This is a genomic window from Vibrio sp. SCSIO 43009, from assembly GCF_023716525.1.
Classification (GTDB): domain Bacteria; phylum Pseudomonadota; class Gammaproteobacteria; order Enterobacterales; family Vibrionaceae; genus Vibrio; species Vibrio alginolyticus.
On the sequence record NZ_CP071843.1, the window covers coordinates 456,702 to 473,757 of the forward strand.

General features: G+C 43.9%; 14 protein-coding genes. 8 read left to right on the plus strand and 6 right to left on the minus strand.

Annotated features, from left to right (window positions below; all coding sequences use genetic code 11):
* Positions 1–235: 235 nt before the first annotated feature.
* Together J4N43_RS17735 and J4N43_RS17740 are read left to right on the plus strand one after the other, a co-directional pair.
* Entirely contained in the window at positions 236–2,662 is a 2,427-nt protein-coding gene (locus tag J4N43_RS17735) for a M9 family metallopeptidase (protein WP_062730922.1), read from the plus strand.
* A gap of 282 nt (positions 2,663–2,944) precedes the next feature.
* On the plus strand, positions 2,945–3,175 hold the full coding sequence (locus J4N43_RS17740; protein WP_005375384.1) for a PAS factor family protein: 231 nt from the start codon (positions 2,945–2,947) through the stop codon (positions 3,173–3,175).
* A gap of 74 nt (positions 3,176–3,249) precedes the next feature.
* Here J4N43_RS17740 and J4N43_RS17745 read toward each other — a convergent pair whose 3' ends face one another.
* Together J4N43_RS17745 and J4N43_RS17750 are read right to left on the minus strand one after the other, a co-directional pair.
* Positions 3,250–3,630 (minus strand): carboxymuconolactone decarboxylase family protein, encoded by a 381-nt coding sequence (locus tag J4N43_RS17745; protein WP_054728771.1) that lies wholly within the window; start codon positions 3,628–3,630, stop codon positions 3,250–3,252.
* Between the two features lie 58 nt (positions 3,631–3,688).
* Positions 3,689–4,045 (minus strand): MerR family transcriptional regulator, encoded by a 357-nt coding sequence (locus tag J4N43_RS17750; RefSeq protein WP_047101703.1) that lies wholly within the window; start codon positions 4,043–4,045, stop codon positions 3,689–3,691.
* Between the two features lie 520 nt (positions 4,046–4,565).
* On the opposite strand from J4N43_RS17750, the gene J4N43_RS17755 reads away from it, so the two are divergent.
* Positions 4,566–5,915, plus strand: a complete 1,350-nt coding sequence (locus J4N43_RS17755; protein WP_062730923.1) for an alpha-amylase family protein — start codon at positions 4,566–4,568, stop codon at positions 5,913–5,915.
* Between the two features lie 108 nt (positions 5,916–6,023).
* Here the strand turns inward: J4N43_RS17755 and J4N43_RS17760 are convergent, their stop codons facing one another.
* Positions 6,024–6,317, minus strand: coding sequence for an ArsR/SmtB family transcription factor (locus J4N43_RS17760; protein WP_005375388.1), 294 nt, complete (start codon positions 6,315–6,317; stop codon positions 6,024–6,026).
* Between the two features lie 245 nt (positions 6,318–6,562).
* Between J4N43_RS17760 and J4N43_RS17765 the strand changes: the two genes are divergently transcribed.
* Positions 6,563–6,856, plus strand: coding sequence for a hypothetical protein (locus J4N43_RS17765; RefSeq protein WP_005375389.1), 294 nt, complete (start codon positions 6,563–6,565; stop codon positions 6,854–6,856).
* 92 nt (positions 6,857–6,948) lie between these two features.
* Here the strand turns inward: J4N43_RS17765 and J4N43_RS17770 are convergent, their stop codons facing one another.
* The 3 genes from J4N43_RS17770 to J4N43_RS17780 all read right to left on the minus strand — a co-directional run bounded on the left by J4N43_RS17770 (position 6,949) and on the right by J4N43_RS17780 (position 10,119).
* Positions 6,949–8,913, minus strand: coding sequence for a monovalent cation:proton antiporter-2 (CPA2) family protein (locus tag J4N43_RS17770; RefSeq protein WP_005375390.1), 1,965 nt, complete (start codon positions 8,911–8,913; stop codon positions 6,949–6,951).
* Entirely contained in the window at positions 8,910–9,527 is a 618-nt protein-coding gene (locus J4N43_RS17775; RefSeq protein ID WP_062730924.1) for an NAD(P)H-dependent oxidoreductase, read from the minus strand. Before J4N43_RS17775 ends, J4N43_RS17770 begins: the two co-directional genes overlap by 4 nt.
* 166 nt (positions 9,528–9,693) lie before the next feature.
* Positions 9,694–10,119, minus strand: coding sequence for a universal stress protein (locus J4N43_RS17780; protein ID WP_005375398.1), 426 nt, complete (start codon positions 10,117–10,119; stop codon positions 9,694–9,696).
* 445 nt (positions 10,120–10,564) lie between these two features.
* Between J4N43_RS17780 and J4N43_RS17785 the strand changes: the two genes are divergently transcribed.
* The 4 genes from J4N43_RS17785 (at position 10,565) to vmeP (ending at position 17,055) form a co-directional block, all read left to right on the plus strand.
* Positions 10,565–12,136, plus strand: coding sequence for an ATP-binding cassette domain-containing protein (locus J4N43_RS17785; RefSeq protein WP_062730925.1), 1,572 nt, complete (start codon positions 10,565–10,567; stop codon positions 12,134–12,136).
* 206 nt (positions 12,137–12,342) lie between these two features.
* Positions 12,343–14,502: a prolyl oligopeptidase family serine peptidase gene (locus tag J4N43_RS17790; RefSeq protein WP_053350524.1), complete on the plus strand. Its 2,160-nt coding sequence runs from the start codon at positions 12,343–12,345 to the stop codon at positions 14,500–14,502.
* Between the two features lie 528 nt (positions 14,503–15,030).
* Positions 15,031–15,822: a hypothetical protein gene (locus J4N43_RS17795; RefSeq protein ID WP_017635247.1), complete on the plus strand. Its 792-nt coding sequence runs from the start codon at positions 15,031–15,033 to the stop codon at positions 15,820–15,822.
* 90 nt (positions 15,823–15,912) lie between these two features.
* On the plus strand, positions 15,913–17,055 hold the full coding sequence (gene vmeP, locus J4N43_RS17800; protein WP_005385108.1) for an efflux RND transporter periplasmic adaptor subunit VmeP: 1,143 nt from the start codon (positions 15,913–15,915) through the stop codon (positions 17,053–17,055).
* Position 17,056 lies beyond the last annotated feature (1 nt).

The window sequence follows — 17,056 nt, forward strand, 5'->3', positions numbered from 1 at the left end:
AAGGGGGGCGTTTAAGGACAATTTTCCTCATAAAGTCGTTATTTAGAAAAAGGTAAATTAATGTTTTTATTGATAATTGTGAGTTTTTTTGGAGTGGGACTGCTCCCATTTAATTAGAGTAAAAGACCTATTTTTGGGAGCGGTTTCATAAATTTTATGACACTGATTTCACTGTTTGAGCTGTAAAGAATATAAACCCCCACTCAATGTATGTTAATAATCAATGAGTGTTGTTATGTCTCATATCCGTTTTTTCCCGCGCCATCGTTTGGCGCTTGCTTGTATGCTAGCGAGTGTGTCTGGCTTCTCTTTTGCACAAAATCAGTGTGCTGTTGCTGATTTACAACAATCGCGAGATCTGGCTACTGCCGTTTCTGGTGCTGAGTATGATTGCTACCACACTTGGTTTTCAGCACCTTCAGAAACGCTGAATGATATCTATAGTGAAGCGAGCCTAAGCCGTATCCAAGTCGCGCTGGATCAAGAAATCGCTCGCTATCGTGGTGAAGCAGATCAAGCTCGTATTCTAGAGAACCTAGGCGAATTTATTCGAGCGGCCTACTACGTTCGCTACAACGCTGGTACTGGTACACCTGAGTTTTCGCAAGCGTTGAGTCAGCGTTTTGCTCAGTCGACGAACCTATTCCTAAACAACCCTCATGCTTTGGATCAAGGTCGTGAACAAGTTGGTGCAATGAAGAGCCTGACTTTGATGGTTGATAACGTTAAGCAGTTGCCGCTGACCATGGATAGCATGATGGCCGCGTTGATGCACTTTAATCGTGAAACCGCGCAGGACACGCAATGGGTCGATGGTTTAAACAACTTGTTCCGCTCTATGGCAGGCCATGCGGCGAACGATGCGTTCTACCGATACATGGCAAACAATACACACCATATTGATACGTTGGTGAAATTCGCATCTGATAATGCTTGGGCATTAGATACGGATGCAAGCTTTATCGTTTTCAATGCATTACGTGAAACTGGTCGTTTGCTCGCGAGCCCAGATCAGGAGACCAAACGCAAAGCATTGGCAGTAATGCAACAGGTGATGCAGCGTTATCCACTGGGTAGTGAGCATGACAAACTATGGCTTGCTGCCGTTGAAATGATGAGCTACTACGCACCAGAAGGCCTAAATGGTCTGAATATTGAGCAAGCCAAGCAAGATTTAGCTGCACGTGTAATGCCAAATCGTTTTGAATGTCAGGGACCTGCCATTATTCGCTCTGAGGATCTGACCGATGCTCAAGCAGCGAAAGCGTGTGAAGTGCTAGCGGCAAAAGAAGCCGACTTCCATCGAGTTGCGAATACGGGTAATCAACCTGTCGCTGATGATTTGAATGATCGTGTTGAAGTGGCGGTATTCGCGAGTAACACTAGTTACGTTGATTACTCTTCATTCCTATTTGGTAATACAACGGACAACGGTGGTCAGTACCTAGAAGGTGACCCTTCAAAAGCGGACAATACTGCGCGTTTCGTCGCTTATCGCTACGCGAATGGTGAAGATCTCTCTATCTTGAACCTAGAACATGAATACACGCACTATTTAGATGCACGATTTAACCAATACGGTTCGTTCAGCGATAACTTGGCTCATGGTCATATTGTTTGGTGGCTAGAAGGTTTTGCTGAATACATGCATTACAAGCAAGGTTACCAAGCTGCGATTGAGCTGATTGCAGATGGTAAACTGAGCCTTTCCACTGTGTTTGATACCACGTACTCTCACGATACCAATCGTATCTATCGTTGGGGTTATCTAGCTGTTCGATTCATGTTAGAAAATCATCCACAAGACGTCGAAAGCTTGTTGGCATTGTCGCGCTCTGGCCAGTTCGAACAATGGGCACAGCAGGTGACGTCTTTAGGTCAACAATACGATGCTGAGTTTGAGCGTTGGTTGGACACATTAAAAGTGGAACCTGAGCAACCTGATACAGACCCAGAAGAGCCAACAGAACCAACAAGCCCTGAAGCACAAGTGACTGAATTGACGGCGAACCAAAGCCTTCAGCTCAGTGGCGAAGCATACAGCGAAAAACTGTTCTACGTTGATGTTCCAGCCAACACCGTTAACTTCAATGTATCTATTGAGGGTGCGGGTGATGCGGATCTTTACATGAGCTACAACAAAGTCGCGCATTACTATGATTTCGAAATGAGTCAATATGCTGATGGCAGCAATGAAGAGATTGTGTTTGAACCAGAGCAAGATGGTTACGTTAAAGCGGGTCGTTACTACATCAGCTTAACTGGACGTGATAGCTATGACTCAGTAAATCTTGTGGCTGCGTTAGAAGTGGAAGCGCAAACACCGCCAACCCAAGTGCAAGATGATTTAGCACCTGTGGTACTAGAGTCTGGTGAAGCCAAAATGCTTACCGTTCACAAGCAGCGTTATGCAGCAGTTTATGTGCCTGAAGGTGTAGAAGAGGTTCGTGTATGGCTAACGGCTCACTCTCAAACTGGTAATGTCGATCTATACGCGAGTAGGGAGCATTGGCCTACAGTAGAGCAGCACGAGTATGCGTCCAACTATGCAGGCAGCAATGAATACCTTGCGATTCCTGTTACTGAAGCAGGGTACGTGCACTTCGCTCTTCAGGCTCCAGAGCAAGGCGATGACGTTGAAATGCTAGTGCACTTCAACTAAACAGGTTCGATTAGCTAAAGTCGAGATAAAACGTCGCTGATACAGCGACGTTTTTGTTTATATCGGACACGATTATAAACAAACAGCGGCGAATGCTAGTTAATCGGCTGATCTATCGAGTTATCAGTTGCCCTTTTTCTAAACGGCTTTAGGTTTGTATTGCAATTTACCGCGCACATAAACTTTTTTAGCGACGCGTTCTGTGACCTAGCTTCTGATTTGTGTTTCCCAAATGGATACAATATATATGCACCCCGTGCAATAAAGTGAAAAGGGAAAGACATGAAAACGCTTATTTATGAAACGTTGATTAGCCTTGCTAACCAAGAACCAGAACAACATGCAAGAATCCGACAAAATCTCTATGAACAGTTGGATCTGCCGTTCGATAAGCAGCTGGCTTTGTATTCTTGTGCCCTTGGTCCTGCAAGTTCAGGCAAGTTGGAGAGCAGTCAAGGCATTAACAACGCGGTAGATTGCGCGGTTAAACTGCTTGAAACTCCTGAGCGCTAATTCACTCGTTGTTTTAATCACGGCCCGAACCCCAAGGGCCGTTTTTAATTGCGGTTAAATTGATTTCAACGTCGTTATTGCTCTGCTCTTTCCGCTAGCACTTCTTTGAATGCAAACATGCCGTTTAATGCCGCGGGAAACCCTGCGTAGACGGACATCTGCAAAATGATCTCTTTAATCTCATCCTCGCTACAGCCTACATTCAGCGCTGCATTTAAGTGCACTTTTAGTTGCGGCGCGCAATTCCCCATTGCCGTTAGCGCGGCGACGGTTGCGATTTCTCTCGATTTTAGGTCTAAGCCCGGGCGAGCATAAATATCGCCAAACGGATACTCAATGGTGTACTGAGCTAAATCTGGACAAATATCTTGTAAGCTTTCGATGACATTATGACCAGCGTCGCCATCAATTTGAGAGAGTAGTTCTAATCCTTTGTTAAAGCGCGATTGTTCCATCGGTATGTTCCTAGTGAATAAACGTAAACACACCTTAATCGTTAGAGTTAACTCTAAGTCAACGAACTTTTCCGCTTTTATACAAGGCAATTTTTTCTTCTAGAGCCGATAAGTGCTTTTTCTGTTGTTCAATGTGGCGTTTGAGGTTTTCTTGGTGGCGTTCTAACAGGGCTTGACGTTGTGGTACAGATTGAGAGCCGACTTCCCTTAATTTGGCATACTCTAGAATCTCCTCAAGTGGCATTGCAGTTTCTTTTAAACGCTTAACAAAGCTTATCCAGTTTAGATCTTTCGAACTATACATTCGATGTCCACTCGCGTTTCTATGGACATGTTTAAGTAAACCGATTTTTTCATAGTATCGAAGTGTATGAGCAGATAGCCCGACGAGGTCAGAAAATTCTTTGATATTCATTATTATCCTCCAAGGTAGAGCATACCCCATAGAGATAAGCTAAGTTTCGCATTTTGAAGTCATTTCGGGACAGATACAAACGGAAATCTTTAGTCTTTTAACGCTAGGTATGGTGATTTACTGGATTTTTGAAACGCGCCAAACGTGATCCATCTGCCAGTTTCGTTTTATTAACAATTGATTACTCAACGGGTTGGCTTGGCTATTTTTATCCTTTGGGCCTATTTTAGGGCGTACATAGGTCTTATGTTCTATCTTTTTAAATTTAAGTTTTTGTTAATCAAAACAATGCCTTAGTTTTGTGTTGGTCTGTTCGGGTTGTATGTCGTGTGCCCGTTATTCACTCAGAACGATTTATCGCTGTGCAATGGATGAGTCGCTACGCCTTCGATTTCAGCCTTGAGTTAGTGCTAAAAGGGTGAGTGCCTCTGATGAATAGCTTTTATAATTTCGATTATTGAATTCACTCACAAAAAAATGCAAACAAGTAATCGTGAGTGGAAACGAGCAGGAGAACAACATGAGTGGCTCACAGGAAACACAATCATTCGGTGCAAACGTTATCTTACATGCGTTTGATTGGAAGTATGCTGACATTGCCCAACGAGCAAAAGAAATCCGCGAGCTTGGTTATGGCTCTGTGTTGGTTTCGCCACCAATGAAAAGCGCACACGATGAGCGCTGGTGGCAGCGTTATCAACCACAAGATTATCGTGTTATCGATAATGCTTTGGGTGATACCAAAGATTTTATTCATATGGTTCGTGAACTGGAGCAAGTTGGTGTGTGGGTTTATGCCGACGTAGTGTTTAACCATATGGCAAATGAGGCCCACCTTCGCAGAGACCTTCAGTACCCAAGACAAGAGGTCTTGGAGGAATACCAGAACAACAAACAGAAATATCAGTCGCTAGCGTTGTTTGGCGATCTATCTCAACCACTTTTTGATGAAGAGGACTTTGTTGAAGCATTCGGCATCAAAGACTGGAAAGATAAGTGGCAGGTTCAAAACGGACGTATCACAGGTGGGCCAACCGATCCTGGCTTGCCAACTCTTCGTGTTTGTGACCATGTAGTTGAGCAGCAGCGAGCGTACCTAAAGGCGCTGAAAGCTATTGGTGTGAAAGGTTTTCGTATTGACGCTGCGAAACACATGACGTTAGAGCATCTTAAGCGTGTTTGGACAGACGACATCACGCGGGATGTGCATATATTTGGTGAAATTATTACCGATGGCGGTGCGACGGAAGAAGAGTATCAGCTGTTTCTTGAGCCGTATTTACAGGAAACTCGCTTAGGCGCTTACGATTTCCCGTTGTTCTCGACCATTTTTAAGGCGTTTGCCAAAAAGGGCAGTTTCAAGTCGTTGATTGACCCATACTGTTTCGGTCAGGCCCTTTCGCCTGGTCGTGCGATTACATTTGCTATCACACATGATATTCCTAACAATGATGTCTTTCTTGATCTCATCATGGACGAGGAAAACGAATGGTTAGCTTATGCCTATATTCTAGGCCGAGATGGTGGTGTGCCGTTGATTTATACCGACTTAAACACTAGCGGTATTAAAGGTAAAAATGGTCAGCCAAGATGGCAGGGTGCATGGAGCGATCCGAGAATGGCAAAAATGATCCAGTTCCATAATATGACGCATGGCGAGCCGATGAGTGTTCTTGAAGGTAACGATGACATGCTCGTACTTAAGCGAGGTGACAAAGGTATTGTGGTGCTTAATAAATCACAGCGTCAACAGTCTTTGACATTAAAAATCAATGGTAATTGGGTTGATTTGATGACAGAACAAATCATTCCAACTGACGGTAAGTTAATCGTACCATCTAAGTCGTCGATGTTACTCGTCGCGAACTAGAAGATGTACACACCGAGGTTAGCAACTTCGGTGTGTATGTTTATCATCGTCATTCACGTTCTGCTGAAATTCAATATAAACTCAAACTCTCTCGTTTTTGCTAGAAATTTATGAGCACTCGTTAACGCAACATTCTGCTTTTAAAAAACCAATTACGTCATCTAAGCACTGATATTCTGCAACACAAAAAAGGGTTCTACCCTCACGGCGCTGGGTGAGAAGACCGGCTGAAGCAAGGCTCGAGATATGATGAGAGAGAGTGGATGCTGGAATGCCAAGCTTTTCTTGTACGCCGCCTACCGCGATACCTTTGTATCCCGCTTTGACGACTTCTTTGTAAATACTTAAACGAGTCGGATGCCCTAACTCTTTTAGTGCTTTAGCAACGGCTTCAAGCTCCATACTGACCTCTAAAGAATGACCACAGTAATTTTGTTTCGATAATAGGGAAAGTCTCGGTAAATGCCAACTATTACGATCTCAGAACAATTTAAATCAGATGAGATTCATACTGGCTCATGCCTTCATGACAACAATTGTCTGTTCTAATGAGACAGATCAATCTTCATTATTATTTCACGCCACGTTCAAAATCCCTCGTCTACACTCAATGTTGAGTTGTCAGTTGGCAGACCAAGGAGGCGGCCATGATTGCGGTTCATAGAGATTATTGTTTGTCTAACAGTTCGGAGTTACATGCCCACGTTAAAGTCAATCCTGTCGGTAAATTAGAAGTTGAGATTGTTGAACTTCAAGAGCGCCACACCACAGAGTTTGATGATTTGTCTTTTGAGAGTCGTGGGTGTGAAACTCGAATCTGTGGTAAAGAAGACACAACTCCGTGGCAGTTCAATCTTGCAGTTACTGATGCGTTAGAGCTTTCTCATTTAGTGGAAGAAGCAAACGAAGAGTATGAGATTTTAATGAATGATCTTATGTAATATCGAGAAGATCATTTTATCCTGCACGGCGTGTGGCTCTGTACTGAAAAAATAAAAACCTCCCAAGTGGGAGGTTTTTAATATGGAGTGCGTTATCGTTGGATAGGCTCTTCTCTTGGTGGTGTTAGCTCTTGGACGTTATCTTCATTAAAGTCATCGGCGTAACCTTTAGGTGGCGGTGTCCAACCACGTTCTGACCGCGATAGTTTGTCATGACGATCTTTTTGCATCTCTTCCGCCATTTTCTCCTCTAACTGAATAAACAGTTGTCGGAAATTGTTGTCATAGCGTTCACCTTCAGAATCATCCTCCCAAGCTTTGTAGAGTATTTCTGACTTACGTGCTTCAACACGCTTATATGTCGCCTTCTGTTGTTCAACAAAGAAGGGGTGAATGCCAAGGGCTTTCATTGTGTGACCGCCCATCTCCAATGCAGAATGGTAGGTCTCTGATTCAATAATATCAGCTCCCGCTTGACGCAAAAGATAGCCATGTCCACGGTCAAAGGCACGTGCAATCACTGTTACTTTTGGGTACGTGTGCTTAACGTACTTTACCAGTTCTACACTCGATTCTTGGTTATCAATCGCCACAACCAACGCAGCGGCGTGCTCAATGCCGGCTGTATGTAGCATATCTGGTCGAGTCGCGTCGCCAAAATAGGCGCGAGTGCCAATCTGGCGCATGTTATCGACTTGGTCAGATTGATGGTCAAGCACCACGGTAGTCACGCCGTTTGATACCAATAGGCGATTCACTATTTGTCCAAAGCGGCCGATGCCGGCGATGATCACCGTGCCTGTTTCCTCAATCGTATCGCTTTCGCGTTCATTTGACTGGCTTTCAAAGCGCGGCAGAATCACTCTATCAAACAGAATAAACAAACCTGGTGTCAGGAACATCGAAATCGCAACCACTAACGCAAGAGTTTGTGAGAGTTCAAATGGGATGACGTGGTTTTGCACTGAAAAGCTTAGAAGCACAAAGCCGAATTCACCTGCTTGAGCCAAGCTTAGGGTAAACAGCCAGCGGTTGCTGCCTTTCACCCTAAATATCAGTGCAAGAATAAACAGCACCAAGGCTTTCAAAACCATCACGCCAATGGTCAATGCCATGACCAACCAGAAATCACCAAAAAGGACCGAGAAGTTGATCCCTGCGCCAACGGTAATAAAGAACAGACCTAACAATAGGCCTTTAAATGGTTCGATATTGGATTCTAACTCGTGGCGGAATTCACTGTTCGCCAATACAACGCCAGCCAAGAAGGTTCCTAAGGCAGGAGATAAGCCCACTAAACTCATCAGTGCAGCGATACCAATGACAAGCATGAGTGCAGTTGCGGTAAAGATTTCTCGCAAACCAGAGCTAGCCACATAATTGAGCAGAGGTCGACTTAAAAAGTGTCCACCAACGACGACGATTGCTATCGATGCTGTGATTACGATGCCGTATGCCCAGCCGGGTAACCCCGCAACGAGGCTTAATTCTTCATGGTGCGCTGCGGCTGTTTGTGCTGCGGACTGTGCCTGTTCAATTAATTCAGGTAAGGCCAATAGGGGAATGAACGCCAACATTGGTATCACTGCAATATCTTGAAAAAGCAACACGGAGAAAGCGTTTTGTCCACCTTCCGTCTTCGTTAATCCTTTTTCGCTAAAAGTTTGCAAAACAATCGCAGTAGAAGAGAGGGCGAAGATCAAACCTATGGCTAAGGCTATGGTCCAAGGCTGGTCAAAGTATAAGGCAATACCCATAATCGCCGCGACGGTACCGCCGACTTGCAGACCTCCTAAACCCATTAAGCGATTGCGCATCGCCCACAACATTTTGGGTTCGAGCTCTAAACCAACGAGAAACAGCATCATCACCACGCCAAACTCGGCAAAGTGCTGGATTGTTGTTGTTTCTTCACCGACTAAACCGATAATTGGGCCAATGACCACACCTGCGATGAGATAGCCTAAAACGGACCCAAGTCCCAAACGCTTAGCAAGTGGGACTGCAATTACAGCAGCAATCAAATATACGAAGGCTTGTAAGAATATCCCTGTCATGAAGCCTCCTTAATGAGCTCTGGCAATGCGCTGTTAAGCTTGATTAATGACGCCGCAGCTTCAACATCCAACCTATCTTCGACTAAAGCTGTTAGCAGGCTCTTGTACCGCTCAACATGACGAGGGATTCGCCCTTCTTCATCTGCTGTACGTGCGCCAAACATCGCGAGAGGGGCAATGTAGCTCATGCCTGTCAGTGCGGACATTTGTTCAATAGGCGCAAGCAGTTGACGAATCGTAAAGTGGTTGTAGCCCTCTGCCTTATAAGCTTCTTCTTTACCCCCTGCAGACAGCACACAAAGCATGGTCTTACCTTGCAGTGCTGTGCCACCTGTACCGTAAGCAAAGCCATATTCCAAAACCAGATCTTGCCACTCTTTTAAAATCGCAGGCGTTGAATACCAATATAGTGGGAATTGGAAAATCACCACGTCATGCTCACGTAAGCGTTGTTGCTCACGGTCGATATTAATATCGAAACGAGGGTATTCGCCATAGAGATCAACACATGTCACGCCTTCAATTTTTTGAGCTTCTTTGAAAAGTGGAGTATTCACTTCTGAACGATGCTGGGAAGGATGAGCAAAGAGAATGAGTACTTTTTTATTTGCCATAGGGATCCTTGCTATCTAAATAACCATGCCCAGTAGGAGCGCGGGTTGGTTAGAAAATGTAACTCATAAATGATCGCCAAGCTAGTTTGGTAAACTGTTTAAGCTGTTTCAATATCAATAAAAAACCACCAAATAAATTGGTGGTTTTGGGAAGCGTTACGTTTTACTAATCATGAATAGGGACGACTAGAATATCCACCGGTGACTTGTTAATTAAGTGTCTGGAGTAAGAAATAATCTTGCTCCAGAAATCTTGGTGGTGACCACAAATCAGAAGATCCACTTCTTGCTCTTTAATGGTGACCTCTAATTTATCAGCCAAGTCGCCAGTACCTACGAAGAAATGTTTAAGTGGGTAATCCATGTAATCACTAAATGTTTTTAAACATTCCATTGAATGCTCATTCAACGGCCTTTGATCCGGGTTTTCTTTAATGTCTACAAGCTCACGATAGATTTCTCCGTGTGTACCATCAATATGAATAAAGGAGATATCGGAGTCGAGATAGTTTGCCATTGATACCGCTCTGTCGATAAGCACGGTGCTTTCATCTGACAGTTCGAGTGCAACAAGGATATGTTTGTATTTCATAACCACGCCCTTATGTGGATTATCTTTACCCTAAGCATAGTATGGCTTGGATAAAAATTGTGTTGCTAAGATCTCGAAATTGTTCAAAGCTTTGTTGAAAAGTTAATGTGATATAACAACTTACTGTGAAACTTTCTTTTTGTTCACATTTGGTTAGAAAGCTTGCTTTTTGAACAAAAAAGCCGCTACACTCTGCGCATCATTTCTCTAGGAGATTACGCCAACATGAAGAACTAAACCTGTCATCCATATTTTTACTTATTTTTTGGATCTGCAGGGTTAGTAGGCGTAGCTCACTTTCCGATATTTCTTTGCAACAAGACGACTTTTTGATTTGACGTATATCGTCGAGCTTTACATAGAGCTTAATGCGTTTGTGCACGCGTTTTGTTGCAATTTCAAATCATAGCTACGGCTGTTGTCCCTGTCATACAGGAGGCAAATTATGCCAGTTTTACAAGCTTTTAATGTTAGCCATCAGTTTGATAATGGCGATACGCTATTCCAGTCTATTTCTTGTTCCATGACTAAACGACGTGTTGGTTTGGTTGGGCGTAATGGCATTGGCAAGTCGCTTTTGGCTTCCATTTTAGCGGGAGAAATTCAGCCTGCCAGCGGTGTTGTGACTGCTCCCTCTTCTTTCATGATGTATCGCCAGCAGCCGTCTGATCTGCTTTCAGGTCAGCAATCGATCGCCCAGTTTCTGGGCAAAGATGCGGTCTTGCATGCTTTAAAGCAGATTGAACAAGGTGATGTTTCTGAACATTGGTTCGAACTGGTTGGCGAGCAGTGGGATATTGAATTAAAACTCAAACAGCAGCTCGCTGCGATGGGCTTGCCGCAAGACCCTGATTTCTCTTGTGCTCGGCTCAGTGGTGGTCAGTTGGCGCGTTTGCAGTTATGGCAGTTATTTGAAAGCGAAACGGAGCTTTTGATTCTCGATGAACCATCCAATCACCTCGATACCGAGGCGAAACAATGGTTGATAGAGTCTATGACGCATTTCAGCGGCGCGATTTTACTCATCAGTCACGATCGTGAGCTGTTGCGAGAGATGGAGGAAATTTGGGAACTCTCGGGCCTAGGTTTACAGGCTTTTGGTGGAAATTACGATGTGTACGCCGAGAAAAAACGCACTGAACTGCAAGCGGTCGAGAGGCAGTTAGCGCAAGTCGATAAACAGAAAAAACGGTTAGCCGAGCAAGCCCAGAAAAATCGCGAAAAAGCAGACCAACGCGCCGCGCAAGGGAACAAACTGCGCAAAGACGGCAGTCAGCCCAAAATTTTGCTTGATGGAAAAAAGGATAGCGCGACCGCCAGCGCTTCAAATCGCAATAAGAATGAGCAACTCAGACAAGCGCATTTACAAGCCAAAGAACAGGCGTTGCAATCGCGACATGAGCAACTCAAGGCGCAAAAGCTTTATCTTACAGATAATCCGAACCGTTCGCGAAAAGTGTTGTCGATACAAGAAGGTATATTACCTTTTGGGAATTCTACGCCTATCACGTTGCAGATTTTTGCGAACGACAAAGTCCATCTCAAAGGGAGAAATGGCTGCGGAAAATCAACCTTGTTAAAGACGTTGCTTGGCGAGTTATCGTTGCAGAGTGGTGAGTTGCAAGTGAATACGCCTTTGTATTATCTCGACCAACATTTTGGTGCAGTGAATCCAAATCTTTCGTTACTTGAGAACGTAATGGAGAGCTGCCAAGAGATGACGGAAAGTGAAGCGAGGACCTTATTGGCCGGGATCGGTTTTCGTCGAGATGCAGTGTTTCGATTGGGGCGCCTACTGAGCGGTGGCGAGAAGATGAAGCTCGCGATGCTGATAGTCAGCCACCAAAATTCTCAGCCTTTGCTGCTGCTTGATGAACCAGATAACCATCTCGACCTCGAGTCAAAAATAATGCTTAGTCAGGCGTTAAATGTATACAAAGGTGGATTTGTTCTGATTAGTCACGACCAAGATTTCGCTTCTGAGTCTGGGGTTTTGCGCCAAATCGAGCTGACTTAGACGAAAGAGAGTAAACGCCATCGTGGCTCTTCAGTATTGTTCCCAAGTTCTACACTTCCACTTACTAGTTTGTAGAACTGGAAGGAAATGAGGGAGTTAGGATGGCTTTCACAACTCGTTTAATGAAATTAGATTCATTTTGTCGATATATAGTAGAGTTCTGATGTATTGCACAAAAAGACAACAGAAAAATAAAAAGGAATTTCATGAAAAAGAACACCCTAGCACTCACAACGGCTCTCGCACTCGGAAGTGTGTTGTCTGTGGCGTATGCAAATGAAGCGGCGCAATCGTCGGTTGAACAGGTAACCCCGAAAACCATCACGTATCCAACCACACAAAAAGTGGATGTTGTCGATGACTACTTTGGTACAAAAGTGAGTGATCCTTATCGCTGGTTGGAAGACGATCTCAGCCCAGAAACCGCAGAATGGGTTAAGGCACAAAATGCAGTGACGTTTGATTATCTGTCGAAAATCCCTTACCGCGAGCAGATTGAAGAGCGCATCACTAAGCTCATGGACTACGAAAAGCAAAGCCAACCGTTCAAAGAGGGTAAGTTCACTTATTTCTACAAAAATGACGGGCTACAAAACCAAGATGTGCTTTATCGGCAGTTAGGTGATGGCGAAGCAGAAATTTTCCTCGATCCAAATACTTTTAGTGAAGATGGCACCACATCGTTAGCGGGAGTGAGCTTTTCACGTGATGGTTCTTTGGTTGCATACAGCATTTCGGAAGGCGGTAGCGATTGGCGCAAAGTCATTGTGTTAGACACAGAAACCAAAAAGCCCGTCGGCGAAACGCTGGTGGATATTAAGTTCAGCGGCATCAGTTGGCTCGGCAATCAAGGTTTCTATTACTCAAGTTATGACAAGCCAAAAGGGAGTGAACTTTCCGCGAAGACAGACCAACACAAGCTCTACTTTCATAAACTTGGAACGAAACAAAGTGAAGACCAATTAATTTTCGGTGGTGTAAAGGACGAAAAGTATCGCTACGTTGGGGGTTACACGTCGGAAGATGAACGCTACTTGTTTATCTCAGCCAGCGTATCGACGTCGGGCAACAAACTGTTCTTCAAAGACCTGAGTAAGCCAAATAGCCCGCTGAAAACCATTTTAGATAACACCAGTTCTGATACTTGGGTGATAGACAACCAAGGCACGAAACTGTACTTGGTTACGAACCTTAATGCGCCGAACAAACGCGTCGTGACGGTGGATGCAAGTCAGCCGCAACCCAAAAACTGGAAAGATGTGATTCCTGAAACAAAGAACGTGTTACGTGTTTCTACCGCGGGTGGCAATTTGTTTGCGAGCTATATTGTTGATGCGATCTCGATGGTGAAGCAATACGACATGAACGGCAAACTCATCCGAGAAATCAAATTGCCTGATATTGGCAGCGCATACGGTTTCTCGGGGAAAAAAGAAGAAACCGAAGTCTACTACTCTTTCACCAACTACAAGATGCCAAGCACTACCTATCGTCTGAACATCAAAGATGGTGATAGCGAGGTGTACTACAAATCTAAAGCGCCATTTGATCCAGCTTTATATGAATCTCGCCAGGTGTTTTACACCTCAAAAGACGGAACAAAAGTGCCGATGATCATCACCTATAAAAAGGGGACTCCGATGGACGGCAGCGCACCAACCATTCTATATGGTTATGGCGGTTTCAACATTAGCCTCACGCCATCTTTTAGCCCGACACGCGCGGCTTGGTTAGAGCTTGGTGGTGTTTACGCGGTAGCGAACATTCGTGGTGGTGGGGAATATGGCAAAGAATGGCACAACGCTGGCATTCAAATGCAAAAGCAAAATGTGTTTGATGACTTTATTGCTGCGGCTGAATTCCTAATTGATGAAGAGGTAACGTCATCAAACAAGTTAGCCATTAACGGTGGTTCGAATGGTGGCTTGTTAGTAGGGGCCGTTATGACGCAACGTCCAGAGCTGTTTAAAGTGGCGCTGCCAGCAGTCGGCGTACTGGATATGCTGCGTTACCATACTTTTACCGCAGGTGCTGGTTGGGCGTATGACTACGGCACGGCAGAGCAAAGTAAAGAGATGTTCCAATATCTGAAAAGTTATTCGCCGGTGCACAATGTAAAAGCAGGGGTGGAATACCCAGCAACATTGATTACAACCGGTGATCATGATGACCGTGTTGTTCCTGCTCACTCATACAAATTTGCAGCTGAGTTGCAATCGAAGCAAGCGGGTTCAAATCCGATCTTAATTCGCATCGAAACCAATGCAGGACATGGTGCAGGCACACCAACGCGTAAAATAATTGAGACAAATGCAGATATTTATAGTTTTGCACTGTTCAATATGGGAATAGAGAAACTGCAATAGTGCGAATTGTTTGCGTTTTAGTTATCGAAACGCATCGGCGCTTTATCGCTCGATAATAAAAGGGAATCACAGAGAGTGACTCCCTTTTTATTTATTATAGGCCTACTATTCTAATCTGATGCTAGGCTAATCAAACTAAGGTTTTTTAAATTATTATAATGTTCTAATTAATCTGAAGAGTGTTGTACGATCGAAATGAAACATTGATCGCGATCACCTAAATCCATTGCACTCTCTATTTATATGGTAAAATTAATTAATCATTTGTTCTAATGATAATTGAATTTTCATAAGTTTTAATATTTCCTTCTTCATTGGTATTACCAAATTTCAAGTTATATAAGATATAAGTAGCGGTGATTGAACTTTTACGATGCTTTATTTTATTTTAATTAAAACGTCGAATGTTTCGTCATTATTGAATTTGCTTTGATAATTTATGTTATCCAAAGCGAGTTGTGTTGCTTGCTATTTATGATGACCTCATGACGTGAATAATTTTATAATCATTAAAATGGATACAGTTTTATGAATTTAGTGAAACCGTCTGTTGCCATTATGGTTGCAGCCCTACAACTCGCGTCTTCTGCCTATGCGCAGACAAACAATAACGAAGAACTACAAGATATGTCTGACCCACTTGCGGTATACACCCAAGCTGGCTTTGGTATTACTGATAAAGGCGCGAACATCAAAATCGGTCAAACTTACCAATCTAGCCAGCCTGGTACCATGGCGATGAACATCATTGAAATGAAAGGCATTGGTGGTGAGCTATTTGGCATTCGCGACAATGACGATCCAATATATGCCAACGTTGATGACAGCATTGACTCTTTCAGACTACGTAATTTCCAAGTAGAAGTCGCAAAAGGTCTAGGCCGTCAATTAGATGTAAACTACGACGTTGATAACGATAAATTAGATGCATCTTATAGCTTTATTCAAGGTCTACCTAAGTTTGGTATGTTGCAGCTATTTCCTTTAGCTGGTGCGGGTGTCACTATTGCTAATGATTTTAGTGGTGATGACAAAGGTTATGAAATTCCAGGTACTTTCACTGTTGTGGGTATGTACTCAAAAATTGAATTAACCGATAAAATCTGGATTAACTACAACCCAATGTATATGCATACGTTGTCAGGGTCTAGTCAATATAAAGATACTTATTATGCGGGTGAAGATAATATCTTGACTCATGAGTTTGCGTTGTCTTATCAAATTAATCCTCGCGCAAATATTCGTTACTTTGCAAACTGGAATGAGCACGTTAATTTCGGTGATGGTGATCACCGCATCGAATTTAACTACCAATTCTAACTCCCTCGTTTATTTCCAGAATGGAAAGTGTGTTTATCCATATATTTAAATATTTAGGCCAAAGCACTTTCTACATAAAGTAGGTTTATCATGAAAGCCAAATATAAATTTGCGTTGGTATCTATTGCTATATCTTCTGCATTACTATCAGGATGCAAAACTGGCGATATCGTAACGAAAACAGCCCAAGCACCCTCTGTTGAAACCGTTACCCTAACCGAAACAAAAATCACTCCTTATCATAATTTTATCGGTCGAACTGAAGCGGTAAATGACGTTGATATTATGCCGCGAGTCGGTGGCGAATTAACCGCGATTCATTTTAAAGATGGCGATATGGTCGAAAAAGGCCAATTGTTGTTTGAAATCGACGACCGTCCTTACAAAGCGGCACTGGCGTATGCAAAAGCGTCGTTGCAAAAAGCAAAAGCGCAACTCGTTCAAACTACGCGTGATGCAGAACGTGTGAAGAAACTCATCAAAGATAAAAGCATCAGTGAGCAGCAATACGATGACGCCATTGCCGCGCAAGCCGCAGCGATTGCTTCGGTAGAAGAGGCGAAGGCGACGCTGGTTTCAGCAAGGCTCGATCTTGAATTTAGCTCTGTGCGTGCTCCTTTCTCTGGTCGAGTGGGTTTCAGCAACTTCCGAGTGGGTGACCGTATTTCGAAAATTCAACTCGTTCCTCTTGTTTCGATCACTCAAGTAGACCCAATTCACTTTGGCTTTGATGTGGATGAGAAGCTCTACCGCCGCGTAAGAAGTGCGATTGATGTAGCTCATCGTAACGATGACAAACTGGATGTTGATTTAACACTGACGCTTTCAGACGGTTCATTGTATCCGCTTGATGGCAAGATCTACGCCGTTGGCAATAAGATCGATTTAGAAACAGGCTCAATTCGAGCAGAAGCACAATTCGATAATCCAACTTACGCGCTTATGCCGGGTGAATATGGCAACTTGACCATCAAGCTGCGCAACAAAACCATTGATGGTTTGCTTATCCCATCGGCGGCTGTTCAACAAGACCAAGCGGGTGACTACGTCATGGTGGTTGGTGATGATCACGTGGTGTCTCGTCGTAACGTTGAACTCGGTCAGACCTACGGTGTGAAACGTGCTGTGCTGACTGGTTTGGCGGCTAACGAAAAAGTCATCGTCAATGGTCTACAAAAAGTGCGTCCGGGTGCAACGGTGAAAGACGTTGAGCTACAGAGTGAACAAGGCTGAG